General features: G+C 52.9%; 12 protein-coding genes. 9 read left to right on the forward strand and 3 right to left on the reverse strand.

What is annotated here, in order from left to right; all coding sequences use genetic code 11:
* Window positions 1–52: 52 nt before the first annotated feature.
* On the forward strand, window positions 53–625 hold the full coding sequence (gene ampD / locus ABSH60_RS13145; RefSeq protein ID WP_056777012.1) for a 1,6-anhydro-N-acetylmuramyl-L-alanine amidase AmpD: 573 nt from the start codon (window positions 53–55) through the stop codon (window positions 623–625).
* Between the two features lie 61 nt (window positions 626–686).
* Complete coding sequence (gene ampE, locus ABSH60_RS13150) at window positions 687–1541, forward strand: beta-lactamase regulator AmpE (protein ID WP_122094163.1); 855 nt, start codon at window positions 687–689, stop codon at window positions 1539–1541.
* 87 nt (window positions 1542–1628) lie between these two features.
* Here the strand turns inward: ampE and ABSH60_RS13155 are convergent, their stop codons facing one another.
* The 3 genes from ABSH60_RS13155 to aroP form a co-directional block, all read right to left on the reverse strand.
* A complete protein-coding gene (locus ABSH60_RS13155; RefSeq protein ID WP_122094161.1) occupies window positions 1629–2609 on the reverse strand; it encodes a family 43 glycosylhydrolase in 981 nt (326 codons plus the stop codon).
* Window positions 2602–4038, reverse strand: coding sequence for a glycoside-pentoside-hexuronide (GPH):cation symporter (locus tag ABSH60_RS13160; protein ID WP_390974272.1), 1437 nt, complete (start codon window positions 4036–4038; stop codon window positions 2602–2604). Before ABSH60_RS13160 ends, ABSH60_RS13155 begins: the two co-directional genes overlap by 8 nt.
* Before the next feature lie 267 nt (window positions 4039–4305).
* A complete protein-coding gene (gene aroP, locus ABSH60_RS13165; protein ID WP_056777025.1) occupies window positions 4306–5676 on the reverse strand; it encodes an aromatic amino acid transporter AroP in 1371 nt (456 codons plus the stop codon).
* Window positions 5677–6104: 428 nt separating this feature from the next.
* On the opposite strand from aroP, the gene pdhR reads away from it, so the two are divergent.
* The 7 genes from pdhR to yacL all read left to right on the forward strand — a co-directional run bounded on the left by pdhR (window position 6105) and on the right by yacL (window position 24234).
* On the forward strand, window positions 6105–6875 hold the full coding sequence (pdhR, locus tag ABSH60_RS13170) for a pyruvate dehydrogenase complex transcriptional repressor PdhR (protein ID WP_056777026.1): 771 nt from the start codon (window positions 6105–6107) through the stop codon (window positions 6873–6875).
* A gap of 161 nt (window positions 6876–7036) precedes the next feature.
* Window positions 7037–9700, forward strand: coding sequence for a pyruvate dehydrogenase (acetyl-transferring), homodimeric type (gene aceE, locus ABSH60_RS13175; protein ID WP_056777029.1), 2664 nt, complete (start codon window positions 7037–7039; stop codon window positions 9698–9700).
* Between the two features lie 13 nt (window positions 9701–9713).
* Window positions 9714–11621, forward strand: a complete 1908-nt coding sequence (gene aceF / locus ABSH60_RS13180) for a pyruvate dehydrogenase complex dihydrolipoyllysine-residue acetyltransferase (RefSeq protein WP_056777033.1) — start codon at window positions 9714–9716, stop codon at window positions 11619–11621.
* Window positions 11622–11834: 213 nt separating this feature from the next.
* Window positions 11835–13259 carry a dihydrolipoyl dehydrogenase gene (gene lpdA / locus ABSH60_RS13185; RefSeq protein ID WP_056777038.1) on the forward strand — a complete coding sequence of 475 codons (1425 nt, stop codon included), beginning with the start codon at window positions 11835–11837 and terminating at the stop codon, window positions 13257–13259.
* A gap of 523 nt (window positions 13260–13782) precedes the next feature.
* On the forward strand, window positions 13783–16380 hold the full coding sequence (gene acnB / locus ABSH60_RS13190) for a bifunctional aconitate hydratase 2/2-methylisocitrate dehydratase (RefSeq protein WP_217203554.1): 2598 nt from the start codon (window positions 13783–13785) through the stop codon (window positions 16378–16380).
* A gap of 536 nt (window positions 16381–16916) precedes the next feature.
* Window positions 16917–23762 carry an Ig-like domain-containing protein gene (locus ABSH60_RS13195; protein ID WP_390974276.1) on the forward strand — a complete coding sequence of 2282 codons (6846 nt, stop codon included), beginning with the start codon at window positions 16917–16919 and terminating at the stop codon, window positions 23760–23762.
* 106 nt (window positions 23763–23868) lie between these two features.
* Complete coding sequence (gene yacL / locus ABSH60_RS13200) at window positions 23869–24234, forward strand: protein YacL (protein WP_056777056.1); 366 nt, start codon at window positions 23869–23871, stop codon at window positions 24232–24234.

Raw genomic sequence — 24234 nt, forward strand, 5'->3', positions numbered from 1 at the left:
GCTACCCTGTTGCTGTGATAAGTACCACCCAAGCACATCATTGAGGTCATTGATGCACTTAGAACATGGCTGGATTGCCGGGGCCCGGCAGGTAGTTTCTCCCCATTCTGATCTCCGTCCTGAAGACGAAATCCCCTCGCTGTTAGTGATCCATAACATCAGTTTGCCGCCCGGAAAATTTGGTGGCCCTTATATTGACCAGCTGTTTACCGGCACGCTGAATCCGCAGGATGATCCTTATTTCGAAGGGATCCACCAGTTGCGCGTTGCCGCGCATTGCCTGATCCGGCGTGACGGCGAAATCGTCCAATATGTGCCTTTTGATAAACGTGCCTGGCATGCGGGCGTTTCAAGCTGGCAGGGGCGGGAGCGATGTAATGATTTTTCTATCGGTATTGAGATGGAGGGCACTGATTTCGAGCCTTTCACCGAGGCGCAATATCGCAGCCTCGCAAGCGTTACCGAGTTGTTAATTAAGCACTATCCGATTAGTCTGGATGCCATTACCGGACACAGTGACATCGCGCCAGGGCGTAAAACGGATCCTGGTCCTGAGTTTGACTGGGCATTTTATCGCAAGCTGCTAACACCCATCGCAGGGCAAAATGTCTCTGCTGACTCGTGAATGAACGCGGGTTCGGGTTTGTGTTTTCTGCGAGTGATGTGTTGAGAGAGAGTGAGAATCGATGACGTTATTTACTTTATTGCTGGTGCTGGCTTGGGAACGGTTGTTCAAACTGGGTGAACACTGGCAGTTGGATCATCGGTTTGAGGTGATTTTCAACCGTGGACGGCAGACGTCTCTGGCGAAAACGCTGGCGATAACCGTGGTCTGGATGGCGGTCATTTGGGCGATTTTGCGTGCAGTGCAGGGCCTGTTCTTCGGCGTTCCTTCACTGGTGTTATGGGTGATTATCTGTCTGTTGTGTATCGGTGCTGGCGTTAAACGCAAACACTATCGCGCCTATCTCAAATCAGCCCGTCAGGGCAATATTGATGCCACGAAAGAAATGGCGGAGGAGCTGGCGCTGATTCACGGTCTGCCTGCGGACTGCAGTGAAGAGGCTCGTTTGCGGGAGCTGCAAAATGCGCTGCTGTGGATTAACTTCCGTTATTATCTGGGGCCGCTATTTTGGTTCGTGGTCTGCGGGCCTTACGGGCCTGTTGCACTGGGTGGGTATGCCGTATTACGTGGCTACCAGACCTGGCTGGCGCGCCACATGACGCCGCTTAAACGCGCTCAGTCCGGTGTCGATAGCCTGTTGCATATTCTGGACTGGATCCCGGTGCGGCTCGCGGGCGCGGCGTATGCCCTGCTCGGGCACGGTGAAAAAGCGTTGCCGGCGTGGTTTGCCTCACTGGGAGATATTCATTCTTCGCAATATCACGTTCTGACTCGCCTGGCGCAGTTCTCTCTGGCGCGCGATCCCCATACGGATCCGGTTCAGACGCCGCGTGCAGCCGTCGGGCTGGCGCGAAAGGTCACTATGATCATTCTGGTCGTGGTTGCGCTGTTAACGATTTATGGTGCGTTGATTTAACGGCAAAAGTACCGCCTGTCTGCGCTATATAAAATCTGCATAAAAAAAGCCCGGCACATTCACATGGCCGGGCTTTTTGCATGTTATTCAGGACTTAAAGGGTTGTTGCAGCATCAGCGGGCGGTTATCTGCGGCGGGTTCACCGAAGTCCGGCAGTCCGTTCTCATCCCAGCGGAAGGTTTTGATACGGGTATGGCGGTTTGGATCGTACAACGGGTCACCTTCAATCTCAGTGTAATTGCGCGCGTGATAAACCAGCACATCTTCACCTTGTTCGTTGCGGGTGAAGCTGTTGTGGCCGGGGCCGAATTGTCTGTTTCCCGCGTGAGTGGTGAATACCGGACGGTCAGATTTACGCCACGCTTTAGCGTCCAGCAGATTGCTGTTGATATCCGCCGTCAGTAAACCGATGCAGTAATTTTCATCAGTGGCACTGGCGGAATAGGTGATGAAAATCTTATCACCATGCTTAATCACTGCCGGGCCTTCGTTTACCCAAAAACCGATGATTTCCCAGTCCAGCTCAGGTTTGCTGAGCATGACGGGGGGCGATTTCAGTGTCCACGGGTTTTCCATTTCGGCCAGATACAGGTTGGAGTTGCCCTGAATAGCCGGATCTTTCTGCGCCCACAGGTAATAATTTTTCCCCTGATGCTCAAAATGCGTGGCGTCAAGCGAGAAGCTGTCGAGAGGGGTCTGGATCCGGCCTTTCTCCTGCCAGACTCCGCTGAGCGGGTCAGCATCTTCGCAAACCAGCGCATACATACGGTGCTGGAATAATCCGTCCACAATCTCCTGCGAGGGCGCTGCGGCATAATAAATCACCCATTTCCCGTCGATGAAGTGCAGCTCCGGCGCCCAGATAAGTGCGCTCATCGGGCCGGTATCCGGTTTATGCCAGATGATTTTTGCAGGCGCATCGGCAAGGCCGGCCAGCGTTTCAGAACGACGGATTTCCAGCCGGTCATATTCCGGCACTGAGGCGATGAAGTAATAATTGCCATCGTTGTGCAGCCAGATATGCGGGTCGGCACGTTGTTCGATAAGAGGATTTGGATAATTACTCATGTTTAAGCTCCTTGCTGTGCAGCGGAACAGAACCTGCGGCCGGTGCATTTTTCGTGTCGTGATATTCATTCAGCTCGCGATAATTACGGCGGCGGATTTCAAGATCAGACTGGATGGTGCGCATCATCTCGCGGTCAACTTTCAGTAAACGCACCACCCCTGCAGTGATCAGATAGCCAATGCCTGGGATCACCGTGAACAGCAGCACGATACCGTTGATTGCGTGATCGCTTTGACGGGCAGCACCCGCATCGTATCCATAACCAGAGAGCAGGAAGCCGACCATTGCCCCGGCCACGGCCAGGCCACATTTCAGGAAGAACAGATTACCGGAGAAGCTGATGCCGGTGATACGTTTGCCGGTTTTCCATTCGCCGTAGTCATCCACGTCCGCCATCAGTGACCAGTGCAGCGGGGAAGGGAGCTGGTGCATGATGTTCAGGATGAAGTAGGCCACCAAAATCAGCGTTGTTGCGTGCGGATCGAGGAAATAGAAGCCGCAGGAGAAAATGGTCAGAATGATGTTTGCCCAGAAGAACACTTTCAGTTTGCAGTATTTATCCGTCAGCGGTTTCGCCAGCGCGCTGCCAATCATCATGCCAACCACGCCGAGGCTGATAAACATACTGGCGAACGAGGTGGATTTCTCCATCACCCAGGTAACGTAATACATGGTCGCTGCCATACGGATAAAGCCCGGACACACGTTGCAGAAGGTGAGCAGCAGAATGCGCACCCACTGGTCGTTTTTCCAGATGTCTCTCAGGTCAGATTTGAGCGCATGTTTGGACGGCACCGCCGGCTGGATACGTTCTTTCACAAAGCTGAAGCAGAACAGGAACATAAACAGCGCGATGATTGCCATGACACCCATCGACATCTGATAGCCCTTCGCTTTGTCCGCGCCACCGAACCAGTCGGCCATCGGCAATAATGTTGAGGACAAGATCAGCGTGGCAATCCCTACCATAAAGAAGCGGTATGACTGGCAGGCAACGCGCTCATGAGGGTCGGCCGTGATCACGCCGCCGAGCGAGCAATAAGGGATGTTGATGGCCGTATAGGTCAGCGACATCAGGAAGTAGGTGACAAATGCATAGATTACTTTGCTGTTGTAGGACCAGTCTGGCGTGGTAAACATCAGCACGCTGAACAGGACATAAGGCACACATATCCATAACAGATAAGGACGGAACCGGCCCCAGCGGGTTGTGGTACGATCGGCGATAGCCCCCATGATCGGGTCGGTGACGGCATCAATGACACGTACCGAAAGCAATAATATGCCCACCAAAGCCGGAGCCAGACCGAAAACGTCCGTATAAAAATAATTAAGAAACAGCATGATGGCGCCGCCAATCATGTTGCACCCTGCGTCCCCCATGCCGTACGCCACTTTCTCTCTAAATGACAGCGCGCCTTCCTTCATGGATGTAGTCTCCGGCTAGTAGTTAATAAGTGAGTTGTTAAGAAACTGTTTGATAGCCAAGAGTATTGGCGCGGGAGGGGCTGAGGAGTCAGGAGGTAAGAGTCGTGAAGATGGACGATTTGGTCATGCTGGGTAAAGTGTGACACAGATAACAAAGCGCCCCGGCCAGTGAAAACGGACCGGGGCGCGCGTGATTTTTTTGAAACCGGTGGTGTTTAAACAATTCGCGGTTTAAACCCCTCCGTCATGTCAGACAACCTTTCAGGGTCAGACTTTAACGGACTTACCGCTCTGCTGATTCTTGAACCAGTAACCGAGGCCGAGGATCACCAGCCACACAGGGATCAACCAGACGGAAATCGCCATGCCCGGCGTGATCGCCATGATCACCAGAATCCCGGCCATGAACAGCAGGCAGATGTAGTTACCCAGCGGATAAAGCAGCGCTTTAAACTTGGTTTCCACACCTTCACGGCGCATTGCCTGACGGAATTTGATGTGTGCAAGGCTGATCATGGCCCAGTTGATAACCAGTGCAGAAACCACCAGCGCCATCAGCAAACCAAACGCTTCGCCCGGCATCAGGTAGTTAATCAGTACGCAAAGTGCCGTGGTGGCCGCAGATACCATGATAGAAGCGACAGGTACGCCACGTTTATCGACGTTCAGCAGTGCTTTCGGTGCATTACCTTGCTGAGCCAGGCCGAACAGCATACGGCTGTTGCAATATACGCAGCTGTTATAGACCGACAGCGCGGCGGTGAGGATGACCACGTTGAGGGCATTTGCCACCAGTGCATCGCCCAGGTCATGGAAGATAAGGACGAACGGGCTGGTGTCGGGCCCGACGCGGGTCCACGGCATCAGGGAAAGCAGAACGGCCAGTGAGCCCACATAGAAAATCAGAATGCGGTAGATAACCTGATTGGTAGCTTTTGGAATGCTGACTTCAGGATTATCGGCTTCAGCAGCCGTGATACCGACCAGCTCCAGACCACCAAACGAGAACATGATGATCGCCATCATCATCACCAGCCCGGTCATGCCATGCGGCAGGAATCCTCCTTGTTCCCAGAGGTTACGCACCGTGGCCTGCGGCCCTGCGGTATCGCTGAACAACAACCAGCCACCGAACAGGATCATCGCGACCACTGCGACCACTTTAATGATGGCAAACCAGAACTCCATCTCACCAAACACTTTCACGTTGGTCAGGTTGATGGCGTTGATCAGCACGAAGAAGACAGCCGCAGAAGCCCATGTCGGGATTTCCGGCCACCAGAATTGAATATATTTACCGACGGCGGTCAGTTCTGCCATCGCCACCAGCACGTACAGAACCCAGTAGTTCCAGCCTGAAGCGAAACCGGCAAAACCACCCCAGTATTTGTAGGCAAAATGGCTGAAAGAACCGGCAACCGGCTCTGCCACGACCATTTCACCCAACTGACGCATAATCAGAAAAGCGATAAAACCCGCGATAGCGTAGCCGAGAATAATCCCCGGTCCCGCCGACTGGATAACGGAGGCGCTGCCCAGAAACAGGCCCGTTCCGACTGCCCCACCTAACGCAATCAACTGAATGTGACGGTTTTTAAGGCCGCGCTTCAGCTCATCGCCATGTTGTTGATCAACCATTTACCTGTCCTCTGTCATTGGGGCAAAACCCATAGCATTCTGCGTGTTAGAAAGAATGTAAGGCGATAATTACACTTTTTGTATTTAATTATTTACGGCTGGATTGTGCCTAAAAAGCAGCATCATCTACCGTTTGGGCAAGAATAGTGTTATGCGAAAAAGTTTGCACCTGATTTATGCATCATCTGCATAACAAATAACCAAATTAACGCTAAATTTGCTCAGGATCGTAAAAATGTGATCTTAAAGGCAGAAAAAAAGAGAAATGATAAAAAGTTGTTAAATTGTGCGAGGTCGACGCATTTACTGGGTAGCCATATGGACACAAGGTGAATACTTTGTTACTTTACGGCCACGTTTTTTAAATTGGTATTACCAATTGACTCCGGCAACTTACAGAGTCGCTACTCGCAGAGAACCGCACATATATGGCTTACAGCAAAATTCGACAGCCTAAGTTATCCGATGTGATCGAGCAGCAACTTGAGTTCCTGATCCTCGAAGGCACTTTAAGACCCGGGGAAAAGCTTCCGCCAGAACGTGAACTGGCCAAACAGTTTGATGTTTCACGACCTTCTCTGCGAGAGGCAATCCAAAGCCTTGAAGGGAAGGGACTGCTCCTGCGCCGTCAGGGTGGTGGCACTTTCGTGCAAAGTAACCTGTGGCAAAGCGTGAGCGATCCGCTGGCCGAGTTACTGGCTGACCATCCTGAATCACAATTCGATCTCCTTGAAACACGCCATGCCCTTGAAGGGATTGCTGCCTATTATGCGGCGCTCAGAGGCACCGAGGATGATTTGGCGCGCATTCGCGATTGTCACGTGGGTATTCAGACCGCCCAGGACAGCGGGGATCTGGACGCAGAAGCTGATGCGGTTATGCAGTATCAGGTTGCTGTAACAGAAGCCGCGCATAATGTTGTTCTGCTGCATCTGGTTCGCTGTATGGGGCCGATGCTTGAGAAGAACGTTCGACAGAACTTTGAATTGCTGTACTCACGCCGGGAAATGCTGGCAACGGTAAGCAACCACCGCGCCAGTATTTTCGAGGCGATTGTTGCACGTGAACCAGAAATGGCACGCGCCGCATCTCACCGTCACCTGGCGTTCATTGAAGAAGTTTTGCTGGATCTCAGCAGGGAACACACCCGGCGGGATCGGTCATTACGACGGCTCCAGCAACGAAAAGATGAAAGTTAACCTTCGGGATTAATTTTTAGAGCCTTCCTTTGAGGGCTCACGGCAACTACATGACGGGCCTGTCTTCGTGCGTTTTGTTGAGAGCGAAGACTGTCACTAAGAGCGCAGGAAGACAGGCTCCAGATAAACCAACGTATTAGATACAGATAAGGAAAAGCACCATGTCAGAACGTGTAAATAATGACGTGGATCCGATCGAAACTCGCGACTGGCTACAAGCGATCGAATCGGTCATCCGTGAAGAGGGTGTTGAGCGTGCGCAGTTCCTGATTGATCAGGTTCTGAGTGAAGCACGTAAAGGCGGCGTGAGCGTCGCAGCTGGCGCGGCCAGCCGTAATTATGTCAACACCATCGCTGTTGAAGACGAACCTGAGTATCCGGGTAACCTGGAGCTGGAACGCAACATTCGTACCGCAATCCGCTGGAACGCGATCATGACCGTTCTGCGTGCGTCGAAGAAAGATCTGGATCTGGGCGGCCACATGTCATCCTTCCAGTCTTCTGCTGCTATTTATGAAGTGTGCTTCAACCACTTCTTCCGTGCTCGCAACGAGAATGACGGCGGCGATCTGGTGTACTTCCAGGGCCACATCTCTCCGGGCGTGTACGCGCGTGCTTTCCTTGAAGGCCGCCTGACCGAAGACCAGATGAACAATTTCCGTCAGGAAGTTCACGGTAAAGGTCTGTCATCTTACCCGCACCCTAAACTGATGCCTGAATTCTGGCAGTTCCCGACCGTATCAATGGGTCTGGGTCCAATCGGTGCTATCTACCAGGCTAAGTTCCTGAAATATCTTGATCACCGCGGTCTGAAAGACACCACGGCGCAGCGTGTTTACGCGTTCCTGGGCGACGGTGAAATGGATGAGCCAGAATCCAAAGGTGCGATCACTATCGCCACCCGTGAGAAACTGGACAACCTGTGCTTCATCATCAACTGTAACTTACAGCGTCTTGATGGCCCGGTAACCGGTAACGGCAAAATCATTAACGAACTGGAAGGCATCTTTGCAGGCGCTGGCTGGAACGTGATCAAAGTGATTTGGGGCAACCGTTGGGACGAACTGCTGCGTAAAGACACCAGCGGCAAACTGATCCAGCTGATGAACGAAACCGTGGACGGCGATTACCAGACCTTCAAGTCCCGCGACGGTAAATACGTTCGTGAACACTTCTTCGGCCGTTATCCGGAAACCGCTGCGCTGGTCAAAGACATGACCGACGACGAAATCTGGGCGCTGAACCGTGGTGGTCATGATCCGAAGAAAGTCTTCGCTGCACTGAACAAAGCACAGAACACCAAAGGTCAGCCGACCGTTATCCTTGCGCATACCATCAAAGGTTATGGCATGGGCGAAGCGGCCGAAGGCAAGAACATTGCTCACCAGGTGAAGAAAATGAACATGGATGGCGTGCGCTATATCCGTGATCGTTTCAGCGTGCCAGTGACCGATGAAAATCTGGAAAAACTGCCGTACATCACTCTGGAAAAAGACTCTGCAGAATACAAATACCTGCATGAACGTCGTGCTGCGCTGAAAGGCTACCTGCCGACTCGTCTGCCAAACTTCACTCAGAAGCTGGAAATGCCGAAACTGGAAGACTTCTCACAACTGCTGGAAGAGCAGAAGAAAGAGATCTCTACCACTATCGCCTTCGTCCGTGCCCTGAACGTGATGCTGAAAAACGACTCCATTAAAGACCGTCTGGTGCCGATCATCGCCGATGAAGCGCGTACTTTCGGTATGGAAGGTCTGTTCCGTCAGATTGGTATTTACAGCCCGAACGGTCAGCAGTACACCCCGCAGGACCGTGAGCAGGTTGCTTACTATAAAGAAGACGAGAAAGGTCAGATCCTGCAGGAAGGGATCAACGAACTGGGCGCCGCATCTTCATGGCTGGCCGCAGCGACTTCCTACAGCACCAACGATCTGCCAATGATCCCGTTCTACATCTATTACTCCATGTTCGGTTTCCAGCGTATCGGTGACCTGTGCTGGGCAGCGGGTGACCAACAGGCTCGCGGCTTCCTGGTCGGCGGCACTTCCGGTCGAACCACCCTGAACGGTGAAGGCCTGCAGCACGAAGATGGTCACAGCCACATTCAGTCTCTGACTATCCCGAACTGTATTTCTTACGATCCGGCGTATGCCTACGAAGTGGCAGTCATCATGCATGACGGTCTGGTTCGTATGTACGGCGAAGCGCAGGAAAATATCTATTACTACATCACGACGCTGAACGAAAACTACCACATGCCAGCCATGCCGGAAGGCGCGGAAGAAGGCATCCGTAAAGGTATCTACAAGTTAGAAACCCTGGAAGGTAGCAAAGGTAAAGTGCAGCTGATGAGCTCCGGTTCTATCCTGCGTCACGTACGTGAAGCGGCTCAGATCCTGTCCAAAGACTACGGCGTCGCTTCAGACGTTTACAGCGTGACCTCGTTCACTGAACTGGCCCGTGACGGCCAGGACTGCGAGCGCTGGAACATGCTGCATCCGACTGAAACCCCACGCGTACCTTACGTGGCTCAGGTGATGAACGATGCGCCGGTTGTTGCTTCAACCGACTACATGAAGCTGTTCGCAGAGCAGATCCGTAACTTCGTTCCTGCCAGCGATTTCCGCGTACTGGGCACCGACGGCTTCGGTCGTTCTGACAGCCGCGAAAACCTGCGTCACCACTTCGAAATTGATGCTTCCTACGTTGTGGTTGCTGCGCTGGGCGAACTGGCCAAACGTGGCGAGATCGATGTGAAAGTAGTGGCTGAAGCCATTACCAAGTTCGGCATCGATGCTGACAAAGTTAACCCGCGTCTGGCATAAGAGGTAAAGACAGATGGCTATTGAAATTAACGTACCGGATATCGGTGCAGATGCAGTGGAAGTCACCGAAATCATGGTGAAGGTGGGCGATACCGTTTCCGTTGAACAATCGCTGATCACCGTTGAAGGCGACAAAGCTTCTATGGAAGTGCCTTCTCCACAAGCTGGCGTGGTCAAGGAAATTAAAGTTGCGGTCGGCGATACCGTCGAAACCGGCAAACTGATTATGGTCTTTGAAGCCGCTGACGGTGCTGCTGATGCCGCACCGGCGAAACAGGAAGCCAAAGCAGAAGCGAATGTTCAAGAGAACGCTGCTGCTACCGCTGCGCCTGCTTCCAGCGAAAGCAAAGAAGTGAACGTGCCTGATATCGGTGGCGACGAAGTTGAAGTCACTGAAATCATGGTCAAAGTGGGCGACAAAGTGGAAGCGGAACAATCGCTTATCACCGTGGAAGGCGACAAAGCCTCTATGGAAGTCCCTGCACCATTCGCCGGTACTGTAAAAGAAATCAAAATCGCTGCGGGCGACAAAGTCAGCACCGGTTCTCTGATCATGGTCTTCGAAATCGCCGGTTCCGGTTCTGCCGCACCAGCGAAAGAAGAAGCTAAATCAGACGCGGCACCTGCCGCTGCCGCACAAACCGGCAGCAAAGAAGTGAACGTACCTGATATCGGCGGCGACGAAGTAGAAGTCACTGAAATCATGGTGAAAGTGGGTGATAAAGTCAGTGCTGAACAGTCACTGATCACCGTTGAAGGCGACAAAGCCTCAATGGAAGTCCCTGCGCCGTTCGCCGGTACCGTGAAAGAAATTAAAATCGCTGCGGGCGACAAAGTCAGCACCGGCTCTCTGATCATGGTCTTCGAAGTTGAAGGCGCTGCGCCTGCTCCGGCGGCGAAGAAAGAAGAAGCGGCTGCTGCTCCTGCGAAACAGGAACAGAAAGCGGCTGCCCCTGCGGCTAAAGCAGAGAGCAAAGGCGAATTCGCTGAGAACGATGCTTACGTTCACGCCACGCCGGTTATCCGTCGTCTGGCCCGTGAATTCGGCGTGAATCTGGCGAAAGTCAAAGGGACGGGCCGTAAGGGTCGTATCCTGCGTGAAGACGTGCAGACTTACGTGAAAGACGCAGTCAAACGTGCTGAAGCCGCGCCGGCAGCAGCAACGGGTGGCGGTCTGCCAGGCATGCTGCCTTGGCCGAAAGTGGACTTCAGCAAGTTCGGTGAAATTGAAGAAGTCGAACTGGGCCGTATCCAGAAAATCTCTGGTGCGAACCTGAGCCGTAACTGGGTGATGATCCCGCACGTTACGCACTTCGACAAAACCGATATCACTGAGCTGGAAGCGTTCCGTAAACAGCAAAATGATGAAGCGGCTAAACGTAAACTGGACGTGAAATTCACCCCAGTGGTCTTCATCATGAAAGCCGTTGCCGCAGCGCTTGAGCAGATGCCACGCTTCAACAGTTCACTGTCTGAAGATGGTCAGAAACTGACGCTGAAAAAATACATCAACATCGGTGTGGCGGTTGATACGCCAAACGGTCTGGTTGTTCCGGTCTTCAAAGACGTGAACAAGAAAGGCATCGCCGAGTTGTCCCGTGAGCTGATGGCTATCTCCAAGAAAGCCCGTGACGGTAAGCTGACTGCTGGCGAAATGCAGGGCGGTTGCTTCACCATCTCCAGCCTCGGTGGTATCGGGACGACCCACTTCGCGCCAATCGTCAATGCGCCGGAAGTGGCTATCCTCGGTGTGTCCAAGTCTGCTATCGAGCCAGTCTGGAACGGTAAAGAGTTCACTCCGCGCCTGATGATGCCAATGTCGCTCTCCTTCGACCACCGTGTGATTGACGGTGCCGATGGCGCGCGTTTCATTACCATCATCAACAACGTGTTGTCTGACATTCGCCGTCTGGTGATGTAAGCGAAAAAGCCGGCCAAACGGCCGGCTTTTTTCTGATAATCTCTTCATGCTGTTTGAGATTTTTCGGGGCTAAGCACAAATCGTATGCCGTTTGTTGTTTCAAATTTGTTAACAATTTTGTAAACTGCGGGCGGATAGAACGACCCGGTGGATGATGGGCGTTGCGACATAAAAATGACGTCAGACCCGCCGGACATAAATTAAGAGGTCATGATGAGTACTGAAATTAAAACTCAGGTCGTGGTACTTGGGGCGGGCCCTGCGGGCTATTCTGCTGCTTTCCGTTGCGCTGATTTAGGTCTTGAAACTGTTCTGGTTGAGCGTTACTCCACTCTCGGGGGCGTGTGCCTGAACGTAGGTTGTATCCCTTCTAAAGCTCTGCTGCATGTCGCGAAAGTGATCTCTGAAGCAAAAGCACTGGCCGAGCACGGCATCGTTTTCGGTGAGCCGAAAACTGACATCGACAAAGTGCGTGTCTGGAAAGAAAAAGTCATCAACCAGCTGACCGGTGGTCTGGCAGGAATGGCGAAAGGCCGTAAAGTCAAAGTCGTCAACGGCTTGGGCAAATTTACTGGCGCGAATACTCTGGTTGTTGAAGGCGAAAATGGTCCAACGACCATCACTTTCGACAATGCCATCATTGCGGCGGGTTCCCGTCCAATCAAACTGCCATTCATTCCACATGATGATCCACGCGTCTGGGATTCCACTGATGCACTGGAACTGAAAACTGTCCCTGAGCGTCTGCTCGTAATGGGTGGCGGTATCATCGGTCTGGAAATGGGCACCGTTTACCACGCGCTGGGTTCTCAGATTGACGTGGTAGAAATGTTCGATCAGGTGATCCCTGCGGCTGACAAAGACGTGGTGAAAGTCTTCACCAAGAAAATCAGCAAGCAATTCAACCTGATGCTGGAAACCAAAGTGACCGCGGTAGAAGCCAAAGAAGACGGCATCTATGTCACGATGGAAGGCAAAAAAGCCCCTGCTGAACCACAGCGTTACGACGCCGTGCTGGTGGCTATCGGCCGTGTTCCTAACGGTAAACTGCTGGAAGCGGGCGCTGCAGGCATTGAAGTTGACGACCGTGGTTTCATCCACGTCGACAAACAAATGCGCACCAACGTGCCACACATCTTTGCTATCGGCGACATCGTCGGTCAGCCAATGCTGGCGCATAAAGGTGTTCACGAAGGCCATGTGGCTGCCGAAGTGATTTCCGGCAAGAAACACTACTTCGATCCGAAAGTCATTCCATCCATTGCCTACACTGAGCCAGAAGTTGCCTGGGTTGGCCTGACTGAGAAAGAAGCGAAAGAAAAAGGCATCAGCTACGAAACTGCCACCTTCCCGTGGGCAGCTTCAGGCCGTGCTATCGCTTCCGATTGCGCAGATGGCATGACCAAACTGATCTTCGACAAAGAGACTCACCGTGTTATTGGTGGTGCGATTGTCGGTACCAACGGCGGCGAGCTGCTGGGCGAGATCGGTCTGGCGATAGAAATGGGTTGTGATGCGGAAGATATCGCGCTGACCATCCATGCTCACCCGACTCTGCACGAGTCCGTGGGTCTGGCAGCAGAAATCTACGAAGGCAGCATCACCGACCTTCCAAACCCGAAAGCCAAAAAGAAATAATATACCGTCATCCTTCAAGCTGCCTCTGCGTTGGCTACCGCCTTGATGCAACTTGAATGATTCAGGTATATCGGTTTTAGGGTTTGAAAAAGCGGCGCTGAAAAGTGCCGCTTTTTTTATATGCATTTTTATACAAATCGACCGTCCTTTTGGGCGGTTTTTTTGTGCCTTTTTTCTGCGTTCTCTGTCATTTATTCCCTTGTACCCACAGGGTTGATGTGATGATCTAGAGGGCGAATTGCGATGAACAGCCGATCCGTCTGTGCTCAACGATTCAGCAAAGATTTAATGTTGCTTTTATGTGAACGAATTAACAAGCGGGCAAAATCCTGCTATGCTGCCCCGGCGCAAAAGGGCACTGTGCTTAGGTTCAGGACGTGGCGTTTCAGCATTAAGAAACACGCTTACCCGCAGTGTCCCCGATTCATCAGACCGCTTGAATTCCCCTGTCCCTACAGGCATGACGCGATGCTGATGATGGAAGCCAGGCATAATAAATGACAATGAGAGCGAGGAGAAAGTCGTGCTAGAAGAATACCGTAAGCACGTAGCCGAGCGTGCTGCAGAGGGCATCGTCCCTAAGCCACTTGATGCTTCACAGATGGCAGCGTTGGTTGAGTCCCTGAAGAATCCGCCGCAAGGCGAAGAAGACACTCTGTTAGACCTGCTGATTAATCGTGTTCCACCGGGCGTCGACGAAGCCGCCTATGTTAAAGCCGGATTCCTGGCTGCCGTCGCCAAAGGCGAAACCACCTCTCCGTTGGTCACCCCTGAAAAAGCTATCGAACTGCTGGGCACCATGCAGGGTGGCTACAATATTCATCCGCTGATCGACGCACTGGATAGCGAGACGCTGGCACCTATCGCGGCTAAAGCGCTGTCCCACACGCTGCTGATGTTTGATAACTTCTACGACGTGGAAGAAAAAGCACACGCGGGCAATGAACACGCGAAAAAAATCCTGAAGTCGTGGGCTGATGCCGAATGGTATCTGTCACGCCCGCAACTGGCTGAAAAAATCACCGTCACTGTTTTTAAAGTGACCGGCGAAACTAACACCGATGATTTGTCACCGGCTCCGGATGCCTGGTCCCGTCCAGATATTCCTTTGCACGCGCTGGCAATGCTGAAAAACGAACGTGAAGGCATTCACCCGGATCAACCGGGCAGTGTCGGGCCGATCAAACAGATCGACGAACTGAACAAAAAAGGTTTCCCACTGGCCTATGTGGGTGACGTGGTCGGTACCGGTTCTTCGCGTAAATCTGCCACCAACTCCGTGCTGTGGTTCATGGGCGATGACATTCCTCATGTGCCGAACAAACGCGGCGGCGGTGTGGTTCTCGGCGGTAAAATTGCGCCAATCTTCTTCAACACCATGGAAGATGCCGGTGCTTTACCGATCGAAGTGGACGTCTCCGATCTGAATATGGGCGATGTGATCGACATCTATCCGTACAAAGGCGAAGTGCGTAACCACGAAACCAACGACGTGATCGCCACTTTCGAATTGAAAACCGACGTGCTGCTCGATGAAGTGCGTGCCGGTGGCCGTATTCCGCTGATCATCGGCCGTGGTTTAACCACCAAAGCCCGTGAATCACTGAAGCTGCCACAGAGTGAAGTGTTCCGTATCGCGAAGCCGGTTGCTGCAAGCAACAAAGGTTACTCGCTGGCACAAAAAATGGTGGGCCGCGCCTGTGGCGTTGCCGGTATTCGTCCAAACGAATATTGCGAACCAAAAATGACGTCTGTCGGTTCTCAGGACACCACCGGTCCGATGACCCGTGATGAGCTGAAAGACCTGGCGTGTCTGGGCTTCTCCGCTGACCTGGTGATGCAGTCATTCTGTCATACTGCGGCATACCCTAAGCCGGTTGACGTGACCACGCACCACACGCTGCCTGATTTCATCATGAACCGCGGCGGTGTTTCACTGCGCCCTGGCGATGGCATCATTCACTCATGGCTGAACCGTATGCTGCTGCCGGACACGGTCGGCACCGGCGGTGACTCCCACACCCGTTTCCCTATCGGGATTTCCTTCCCGGCGGGTTCCGGTCTGGTGGCGTTTGCTGCGGCGACTGGCGTGATGCCTCTTGATATGCCGGAATCCGTTCTGGTGCGTTTCAAAGGCAAAATGCAACCGGGCATCACCCTGCGCGATCTGGTTCATGCGATCCCTTACTACGCGATCAAAGAAGGCCATCTGACCGTTGAGAAGAAAGGTAAGAAAAACCTCTTCTCTGGCCGCATTCTGGAAATCGAAGGCTTGCCGGAACTGAAAGTTGAACAGGCATTTGAACTGGCGGATGCGTCCGCAGAACGTTCAGCGGCCGGTTGTACGATCAAACTGGATCAGGCGCCGATCAAAGAATACCTCAGCTCCAACATCGTGCTGCTGAAGTGGATGATCTCTGAAGGTTACGGCGATCGTCGTACCATTGAGCGCCGCATCAAAGGCATGGAAGAGTGGCTGGCGAACCCGACACTGCTCGAAGCCGATGCCGATGCGGAATACGCAGCGGTGATCGAAATCGATCTGGCGGACATCAAAGAGCCAATCCTTTGTGCACCGAACGATCCGGATGACGCACGTCTGCTGTCTTCCGTACAGAACAGCAAAATCGATGAAGTATTTATCGGTTCCTGCATGACTAACATCGGTCACTTCCGTGCGGCGGGTAAACTGCTCGACAGCCATAAAGGCGCGTTGCCAACCCGTCTGTGGGTTGCGCCACCGACCAAAATGGATGCGGCGCAGCTGACCGAAGAGGGCTATTACAGCGTCTTTGGTAAGAGCGGTGCGCGTGTTGAAATTCCTGGCTGTTCACTGTGTATGGGTAACCAGGCGCGTGTGGCCGACGGCTCTACCGTGGTGTCTACCTCTACCCGTAACTTCCCGAACCGTCTGGGTAACGGTGCCAACGTGTATCTGGCATCCGCAGAACTGGCGGCGATTGCTTCCCTGCTTGGCCGTCTGCCAACGCCGGAAGAGTATCTGGGTTACATGGCTGAAGTCGACAAGACCGCGGTGGACACCTACCGTTATCTGAATTTCGACAAGCTGAGTGAATACACCGATAAAGCTGACGGCGTGATCTTCCAGACCGCAGTCTAAATCGTCATTATTCACTGTGGTCATTGAAAGGTGACTTATGCTGATCGTTTAAGGATCGGCTGACCGATCCCACAGCGAGTGTAAAAAGGTTCATGGCTTCCATGGACCTTTTTTTATGCCGCTATCTCAGGCGCCAGGCATGGCCGTATTTAACCAGCGTACCTATCCTTCAAAAAACAATACCGGTCACCTTAAGTGACCGGTATTCGGCATATTTTTATTATTCAAGTAACTTATATGTATTGAGTAAGTGTTTCATTTGACTGTTTATTTTTAATTGGTTGCGAGTTGTTAACTATTGCTTAAATACTCTTTAAGTAGAGTTGAAGGGTTTTGTGGTTTAAATTTTCGACCCTTGCGAAATATAAGTGCCTTTTGCAATTTACTTCGCTTCCTTTAATAACACATGTAAAGTGAAATAGATAATGCGTGTTTCCAGGTTTGTTTGCATATTACAAATAGGTATTCAGTTTTCTTATTCTTCCTTATGTGTTTATGCCTTTTCTTTTAATGCCACCGCTGAAACGAAAGCACCTGTGGTCACTGAGAAAATATCGAATGGAAAATTATCCTCTGACAGTCCCCAGCCAGCGCTTTCAGCCTCCACCTCCACGCCAGATAACGATAATAATACCTCGCTGGCAGGGCTGGCAGTTCAATCGGGTGCGCTGCTTTCCGGTGATTCTTCCAGCGATGCACTGAAAGGGATGGTGGCAACCGGTACGACGGGCAAGGCAGCGCAAAGCGTTGAGTCCTGGCTGAACCAGTTCGGTACTGCGCGCGTACAAGTGTCGGTAGATAATGATTTTTCTCTCGAAGATGCAAACTTAGATGTTCTGCTGCCTGTATATGACGACAAAACCAACCTGCTATTCACCCAACTTGGCGCACGCCGTGCGGATGACCGCAATATTATTAATACGGGCATGGGTTATCGCCATTTTCAAAAGAATTGGATGTGGGGGGCGAATACCTTCTATGATCGTCAGTTGTCGCAAAATCATCACCAGCGTGTGGGCATAGGAGGGGAATTAGGCTGGGATTATTTAAAGATATCAGCGAATGGTTATATGCGACTCACTGACTGGATGGCATCAGAACGTTATCAGGATTATGACGAGCGCGCGGCCAACGGATTCGATATTCGTACGGAAGGTTATTTACCTTCATGGCCACAACTCGGCGCAAGCGTCGTATTTGAGCAGTATTATGGTGATAACGTCGATTTATTTAATGATGAAGATAACCGTCAGAAAGATCCCTATGCGGTCACTGTCGGTCTGAACTACACGCCTTTTACGCTTATAACAGCGGGAATCAGCCAGAAAATGGGCAAAGGCGATACTCAGGATACGCAGTTTAACCTGAGCTTCAGTTATGCACCGGGCGTCAGCCTCGATAAACAGATGGATGCATCGCAGGTGGCAGTGAAACGCTCACTGCTTGGCAGTCGCATGGATCTGGTTAACCGCAACAACACCATCGTGCTGGATTATCGCAAGCAAGATCTGATTTCGCTGGGTTTACCGGCCAAAATTGAAGGTGCAGAAAGCGCCACCTTCCCAATTTCTGTCGTCGTTAACAGCAAATACGGGCTGGATCGCATTGACTGGCAGGCGGATGAACTCCTGCAGCACGGCGGTAAAATCGTGCAAGATAAACACTCGGGCCAATACTCAATTACCCTGCCAAATTATCAATATGGCGCGGTCAATAATCATTACATCGTCAGAGGCAAGGCCTTCGATTCCAGAGGCAACGGCTCTAACAGCAGTGAAATGGATGTCTTCGTGGCAGGCTATGATGCTGCGACCGGGCAGTCTTCTACCACGGTCAGCCCTGACACCTTAGTCGCTGACGGCATCAGCACCTCAACGGTGACGTTACACCTTACCGGTGCAGATCAGTTGCCGGTGACCACGATAGCCCCTCAACTGTCGGCCACTCTGAAGCTAACGCCATCCGGTAGCGCTGACGTGACATCCGTTGCGCCAATGAAAAACGCTACCGTCTCCGCCTTCAATGAATCCGCACCGGGTGTTTATACCGCCACCTTTACCAGCGGCAACGTCGCCGGAACTGCCGATATCACGCCAATAGCCAGCGGTAAGACTGCCCTGCAAACAGCGCGTATCCTGCTGCAAAATGCAGATACCCGGGCAAGGCTGACTACGCTGAGTGCATCAAAAAATCACATCATGGCCAACGGCAATGATGCGGTCACCCTGACGGCTGAAGCATTGACGGCAGATGGCCTGCCATACCAAGGCGTAACGGTGTCATGGACTGCAGATAATGCCGCTCTCGGATTATCAGCGGCGCAAAGCGTGACTGATGAAAAAGGCATGGCGTCCGTCACGGTCACCAGTCTGAGCGTAGCGAACGCGATGGTGACCGCAACGGTGGAAGGCGGCAGTTCGCTGCAAAGTGAGCCGCTCAACTTTGACGCGGATGCCTCCACCGCACAGGTGATGAGTCTGAACCTGGATAAAGTGCAGGCGACGGCAAATAATGCCGATAAAGTCACTTTGGTTGCAAATGTCGTTAACGCCCAAAACCAACCTCTGAAAGGCTCAGCCGTTGACTGGAAAGTGGAGCAGGGCATCGCCACGCTGAGTGCACCGCAAGTGTCGACAGACGAACTGGGCAATGCACAAATTACCCTGGCTTCGACGGTGGCAGGTGACGTGAAAGTCTCCGCCCGCGCCGGAACAACAAATGCCAAAATGACGGATGTCATTTCGTTTGCTGCTGACAGTGCCAGTATGAATATTACTGACCTGAAACAGGACAAAACGCAGGCAGTGGCCAATGGTACTGACGCAGTCATCTATACCGTGACAGTCACCGATGCGAACGGCAATAAAGTGCCAAATGCACCTGTGAGCTGGAAAAGCGATCAATCCACAGCCCGGCTTTCTGAAAGCACCGTCAGCACTGATGCGCAGGGGCAGGCACAGATACGTGTTTCCACCATCAAGGCTGGCGACGTGATTATCTCCGCGCAACTGCCGGGCGGTACTGCCAGTGCCGCGCCTGCGGCATCGTTTATTGGCGATGTGAATACGGCGCAGTTTACCCCGATCTCCACCGATAAGGCGCAGGCACTGGCGAATGGCACAGATGTCATCACCCTGAATACGACGTTAACAGATGTCAACGGTAACCCGTTGATGGATGCTGATGTCAACTGGGTAGCGACGCCGACCAGTGGCTCATTATCTTCCAGCAGCACTAAAACGAATGCGCAGGGTGTGAGTTCCATCCGGTTAACGTCCTCAGATGTCGCAGATTACACCGTGAAGGCGTCGTTTAATGCGGCCAGTGTGACGTCCCAGGCTCTGTCGTTTACTGCCGATGTGACAAGCGCGGCGATAGATACGCTGGTGGCAGATAAAACCGCGTCAGTGGTCGCGGGTAAAGACACGGTTAATCTGTCGGCAACCGTGCTGGACGCTAACCGCCACGCGGTACCGGGCGTTACGGTTAACTGGAGCAGTGATAACGGTAACGGCAGCTTCACGCCGGTATCTGCTGTGACTGACAGCAAGGGTGTGGCGACAGCGAAGTTCAGCAGTACAAAAGCGCAGACAACGGTGATCACGGCGACTGCCGGTATCAGCAGCAAAACACAGTCTGTTGACCTGATTGCCGATGTCAGCACCGCGACGTTGGGCAGCGTGACATCTGATAAATCGCAGGCGACGGCGAATGGCACCGAGACGGTGACCTGGAGCACGACCGTGAAAGATGCCAATCAGAACATCATTTCTGGAATGGTGGTGAACTGGAAAAGCGACAATGCCAATATTACTTTGGCAGGTAGCACCAGCCAAACCACTGCGGGCGGCGTCGCAACGATCACGGCGACGTCGGTGAAAGTCGCGGATGCCGTGATGACAGCCAGTTTGACGTCGCCGGCAGGAAGCGCCAGCGCGGGTAAGGTGAGTTACGTAGCAGACAGTAGTACCGCGCAGGTCACCACCGTGACAGCAGATAAAACGCAGGCTTTGGCAAACGGCACTGACGCAATTACGTTGAGCGCAACAGTGATGGATGCCCACGGTAATGTCCTGTCCAACACGGCGGTAAACTGGAGTAATGCCCCTGCCATCGGCACGCTTTCGGCGGGAAGTTCCACCACCAATGCTCAGGGTATGGCGACAGTGACTCTGCACTCTGCTTCAAGCGGCAGCACGGTCGTCACGGGTAATGTTAACGGCGCAGGTGTGGATTCGCCGTCGCTGACCTTTGCGGCGGATGCCAGCACGGCCACTGTTTACAGTCTCGATGCCAGCAAAAGCACGGGCGTGGTGGCAGGTGTGGACACTGTCACTATGACGGCTGTCGTGCATGATAAAAACGGTAACGTCGTACCTGGCGCAACAGTTAACTGGAGTAGCGACAACGCCAGCGGCAAATTTACGCCGGTTTCCGCTGTAACCGACAGTAACGGTGTGGCGACGGCGCAGTTTAGCGAGACTCGCGCACAGACCACGGTGATTACGGCGACCGCGGCGGGCGGCAGTAAAACGCAGTCCATTGATGTCGTGGCCAATGCGGGCACCGCGTCACTGACCCGCGTGGTGGCGAGCAAATCGCAGGCACTGGCGAACGGCACTGACGTGATCACCTGGACGGCAACGGTAACCGATGCCAACCAGAACCCGGTGAAGGGGACGACGGTGCAGTGGAGCAGCAGCAACGCTAACATCACGTTGTCAGGCAACAGCAGTCAGACCGGTACCGATGGACTTGCGACGATCACCGCAACGTCCGTGAAGGCAACTGATGCCATCATGACGGCCACTCTGACTTCACCGGCAGGCAGCCTCAGCGCCAGCAGCGTGAGTTATGTGGCTGATATCAGCACGGCGCAGATGAGTGCAGTGAGCAGCGATAAAACTCAGGCGCTGGCGAATGGCACGGACATCATCACCTTAAGCACCACGTTAACGGATGCTAAAGGAAATCCGCTGGCGAATACTGACATTAACTGGAGCAGCACGCCGGCAGGCGGCACGCTTTCGGCCAGCAGCACGAAGACCAATACGCTGGGCGTGGCGACAGTCACACTGTCATCAGCCGACGTCATCGCCTTCAAGGTCACGGCCTCGGTGGGTGGTGCAACTGAAACCTCTGGCTCATTGTCATTCATTGCCGATACGGTAACCGCGAAACTCGCGACGCTGGTGGCGGACAAAACCGCCTCTGTGGTGGCGGGTAAAGACACTGTGAATCTGAGCGCCACCGTGCTGGATGCCAGTAATCATCCGGTTCAGGGTGTCACCGTCTCCTGGAGCAGTGACAATGCCAGTGGCACATTTACCCCGGTTTCAGGCGTAACGGATGCCGCAGGTGTGGCGACGGCGGCATTTACAGAAACTCATGCGCAGACCACCGTAGTGACGGCCAGTATTACCGGCAGCAGCCTGACCCAATCGCTTGATGTCATTGCTGATAGCAGTACGGCGACGTTCAGCTCAGTGGTGTCCAATAAATCACAAGCGCTGGCCTCAGGGACGGATATTGTGACCTGGACTGCGACGGTGCAAGATGCTAACCAGAACCCGATTAACGATCTGGCAGTGAACTGGAGCAGTGATAACGCCAACGTCACGCCTGTCAGCGCGACGACCAAAACCAATGCCAGCGGTGTCACAACGGTAACCGCAACGTCACTCAAAACGGCGGATGTCATCATCACGGCGGGGCTGACTACGCCTGCGGTGAGTAAAAGCGCCAGCAAAGTCAGCTATATCGCGGATGTCAGCACGGCGCAGATGAGTACAGTGGCAACGGATAAAACGCAGGTACTGGCGAACGGTAGTGATATCGCCACACTGACAACCACGGTCACGGATGCTAACGGTAACCTGTTATCGGGTGCAGATATTAGCTGGAGTGTGAATCCTTCAACCGGAACGTTATCAGCGGCAACGACGAAAACGGACGCGCAAGGTATTGCCACTGTGACGTTAAATTCGCTGATCCTGGGCAATTCGACGGTGACGGCATCGGTTAACAGTAAAACGGCCACATCCCCGACAATCGCGTTTGTTGCGGATAGCACCACGGCGATTGTCACCACACTGACTGGTGATAAAACAGCGGGGGTTATCGCGGGCATCGATACCGTGACATTACAAGCCACGGTCCTTGACGCGACAAATCATCCGGTGCCAAATCTCACCGTGACCTGGAGCAGTGACAATACGGCGGGTGTCCTGACACCGGTCCAGGCAGTGACGGATGTCAATGGTGAGGCAAGTGCAACGCTGACTTCAACACTGGCGCAGAATACCGTTGTGACCGCGAGTGCGGGCAGCAGCCAGAAAACTCTGGCAGTGGACATCATTGCCGATGCCAGCACTGCTCAGGTGACTATTGCTGCTGATAAAACGCAGGCACCGGCCAATGGCACAGACGCCATAACCTGGACTGCGACCGTTAAAGATGCCAATAGCAACCCGGTGAATGCGGTCAGTGTTGACTGGAGCGGCAATAATGCGAATGTCACGCTGGCGAACAGCAACACCCAGACCACGGTAGCAGGCACAACGACAGTGACCGGTACGTCGGTCAAAGCGGGCACTGAAATTGTGACGGCGACGCTGACTCAGCAACAACGAACGGCAAGTGCGGCAGAAGTCAGCTTTGTTGCAGACCTCAGTACTGCTGAGATCACAACGCTGACGCTGGACCGGCCGTTGGTTTCCACGAACGGTATTGATGAGACAACATTTACCGCCACGGTAAAAGATGCGCTGGGAAATCTGGTCACCAATGAGACGGTTAACTGGTCAACCACCCGTAATACACTGGCGAAAAGTACCAGTGTGACCAATGCATCAGGTGTCACCAAAATGACGATTTCGGGTACCGATGACGGAGAGGCGACGGTCACCGCAAGTTATGGGCAAAGTTCGAAATCAGCCATCACGAAATTTGCTGGTTCGGTCACCGGTGACTGGGTGATCAGTGGGACTTCCGGCAAATATCAAACACAGAAATTTGTCGAATATGGTTACATGGGCTTTATCGCAGTGACGCCGACCACCGGGCCAACGTCTCTTGTTTGGGATGGTGCTTCCAATACCAATTCGCCGCTGACCACATCAATGACGGATCAACAAGGAAACGATGTGATCGTTAAATTTGGGGGTATGCGAGGGTCGGACTGTTCGAACCGGACATTCAATACGGCGATGGTATGCCAAGGTGGGGCAAGTGTTCGAGCGATACTGAACTATTCATCAGCGGAAAATCCAGGTCTGGCCCCTGGTGTGTATAAAGGGGTTATCCACTTTGCCGGTCAGGGTTGGGGCGTCAGTAAGCCTTCATTCTCCTTTGACATGAATGTGGTTCTGACCGTGAATTAACATGACAAGAGATTCATAAACTGGAAAGGCGGAAGAAATTCCGCCTTTTTTATTGCTATCATGCGGCAGGTTTTGGTGGCGTTTGATGATTTTTAAGGACTAGACGATGGACTACGACTTTTTGCGCGATATCACCGGTGAGGTCAAAGTGCGTTTTTCAATGGGCCACGAAGTGATCGGCCACTGGCTGAATGAGGAAGTGAAGGGTGATTTATCGGTGCTGGATAAAGTGGAAGCCGCGCTGAGTGAACTCAAAGGCAGCGAGCGTGAAACGCAAATGGTCGGTCACGAATACACGCTGTTGTTAGCTGACGATGAAGTGATGGTGCGTACCAATCAGCTGGATTTCGATGGCGATGAAATCGAAGAAGGCATGAGTTATTACGATGAAGAGAGCCTGGCGTTTTGCGGCGTTGAGGACTTTCTGCAAGTCCTCGCCAAGTACCGCTCTTTTATCACGACCTATCGCTGA

The organism is Rahnella sp. R3(2024), assembly GCF_042920125.1.
Lineage (GTDB): Bacteria > Pseudomonadota > Gammaproteobacteria > Enterobacterales > Enterobacteriaceae > Rahnella > Rahnella rivi.